Origin of the sequence: Kingella pumchi (assembly GCF_022288825.1) — a bacterium.
GTDB classification, from domain to species: Bacteria; Pseudomonadota; Gammaproteobacteria; order Burkholderiales; family Neisseriaceae; genus Kingella_D; species Kingella_D pumchi.
Window position 1 is genome coordinate 1 of record NZ_JAKOOW010000069.1, and the last position, 2,157, is coordinate 2,157.

3 protein-coding genes and 1 pseudogene are annotated in these 2,157 nt (G+C 55.9%); 3 read left to right on the plus strand and 1 reads right to left on the minus strand.

From position 1 onward, the window contains the following. The 3 genes and pseudogenes from MB824_RS10830 to MB824_RS10840 all read left to right on the plus strand — a co-directional run. Nucleotides 1-263 (plus strand): annotated as a pseudogene (locus MB824_RS10830) (hypothetical protein); the annotation flags it as partial. Then, nucleotides 256-1,371 (plus strand): DNA cytosine methyltransferase, encoded by a 1,116-nt coding sequence (locus MB824_RS10835; RefSeq protein WP_238748549.1) that lies wholly within the window; start codon nt 256-258, stop codon nt 1,369-1,371. The pseudogene MB824_RS10830 and the gene MB824_RS10835, both read left to right, overlap by 8 nt. An 11-nt stretch (nt 1,372-1,382) precedes the next feature. Beyond that, nucleotides 1,383-1,790 (plus strand): hypothetical protein, encoded by a 408-nt coding sequence (locus tag MB824_RS10840; RefSeq protein ID WP_238748550.1) that lies wholly within the window; start codon nt 1,383-1,385, stop codon nt 1,788-1,790. Between the two features lie 177 nt (nt 1,791-1,967). Here MB824_RS10840 and MB824_RS10845 read toward each other — a convergent pair. Next, a partial coding sequence (locus MB824_RS10845) for a hypothetical protein (protein WP_238748551.1) occupies nt 1,968-2,157 on the minus strand: 190 nt, incomplete at its 5' end.

Genomic DNA, 2,157 nt, shown 5'->3' on the forward strand with positions numbered 1-2,157 from the left:
TTTATCTTCGTGGGTATTTGTCCTCCTGTACCCTAGCCACAGAAGACGGCAGCCTTTACAGATGCTCGGAAAAGCACGTTACGCTCATCCCCCATCCCGACACCGTGCGGCTGGACTGGCTGGCAGACCCCGCAAACGAAATCAGCAACGTTTTATTACCTACCGAGTGCGTAGAGCAGCATTTGGACAGCCTGCGTGATGCAATTGATGCAGCCATGCAGTTGGATAAAGAAAACACCGGGACACAGGAAAAGGATGCCTGAAATGCGCTACGGCAGCCTGTGCAGCGGTATCGAAGCCGCATCGCTCGCCTGGGAGCCGCTCGGATGGACACCCGCATGGTTCGCCGAAATCGAGCCATTTCCATGCGCCGTGCTGGCACACCGCTGGTCGCACGTCCCCAACCACGGCGACATGACAAAGCTCGTCGGTCGCATTCTCACCGGCGAAATCGAAGCCCCCGATATTCTGGTTGGCGGCACCCCGTGCCAAGCCTTCAGCGTCGCCGGACTGCGCGGCAGCCTGAAAGACGAACGCGGCAACCTGACCCTTGTGATGATTAGGATACTCGATGCAATTGACTTTATTCGCGCCCGCGCCGGAAAGCCGCCCTGCATCCTTGTGTGGGAAAACGTCCCCGGCGTACTCAACACCCGAGACAACGCCTTCGGTTGCCTTTTGGGCGGACTGGCCGGCGAAGACACGGCACTCGAACCGGCAGGGAAAAAATGGACGAACGCTGGTTGTGTGTTTGGACCCACGCGCCGCATCGCCTGGCGCATCCTTGACGCACAACATTTCGGAGTGCCCCAACGCCGCCGCCGCGTCTTCCTTGTCGCAGGTGCTGGAAACGTCGACCCCGCCGCAATACTTTTTGAGCGGCAGGGCAAAGCAGGGCATCCTGCGGCGGGCGCAGATGCGGGGCAAAACCCTGCCGCCTACGTTGAAAGCAGCTTTGGAACATTCGCCGAACGAAACGCCGCCGGAACAGTCAAAGCCTCCGGTGGCGGCATAGGTGGCGGCAGCGAAACCCTGATTGTCGCCCACTGCATCGCCGGCAACACCATCGAACGGCAGCCTGAAAACGGCGGCAACGGCCTAGGCGTATCGCCAACCGCCTACACTCTGACCGCATCCGACCGCCACGCCGTACAGCACGACCTGACCGCCCGCCGGCTGACCCCGCTCGAATGCGAACGCCTGCAAGGCTTCCCCGACAACCACACGCTAATCCCGTGGCGCGGCAAACCTGCCGCCGACTGTCCGGACAGCCTGCGTTACAAAGCCATTGGGAACAGTATGGCCGTCCCCGTGATGAGATTTATCGGCAAGAGAATCCAGCACGAAATAACCGATTCAACCAATCCATAAAGGAAACAGAAATGACAGCACACAAACACGCAGCCCTGATGCTGCAATACGCGAAAGATGCAATGGAGACGGATAGACCGTGGGAGCGGTGGGAGTGGTTTGATGATAAGTCGTGGTATCCGTGTTCGAATCCCCCCGTCTGGGAAGTTAATATGAAGTACCGCCGCAAGCAACAAATAATCCGTGTCGGACGGCATGAGTTTCCGAAGCCGGTTGAACAGCCGTTAGGATACGTAGACGCGTATTATTATGTAACCTTTAGTATGGAAACGGCAGAATTTACACCTTTCTCCGATACATGGTGTAACAGTAGGGATGATAACGATAGATTGGCTGGTAATTTATGCCATTTGTCCTACGACGCCGCCCAAGCCCATGCCGACGCGTTGAATGCAATCTGCCGTGGAGATGTGGAATGATACCAGAAGCCCTCCGCCTGCTCGCCTTGAGCTACAGGGCGACAGACGGAATCCGGAATAACCTAATCCGCAAAGCGGCAAACAATAGATTTAGGAGATTGAAATGAATACGGAGTATTTAGACCCGCAACAATGCGCGGATATGCTCGCCGTGAAAAAGCGGACGTTTTTAGAACGCTACGCCCCACGCCCCGATTTCCCCGCCAGAATTGCCGTATCCAAGAAGCGTTTTTGGTGGAAGAGAGAGGAAGTGATAATGTGGCTAAACCGCCAAAAAGAAAAACGCCCGATGATGTGATTTGCACCACAGTTGCACCAAGCGTTATCTAAATATTTGATAAATATAAATTGTTTGGTGCGGACGGAG

Excerpts from the sequence above, each read along its gene's own strand:
- MB824_RS10835 (WP_238748549.1), top strand. The coding sequence starts at position 256 with ATGCCTGAAATGCGCTACGGCAGCCTGTGCAGCGGTATCGAAGCCGCA.
- MB824_RS10840 (WP_238748550.1), top strand. The coding sequence starts at position 1,383 with ATGACAGCACACAAACACGCAGCCCTGATGCTGCAATACGCGAAAGAT.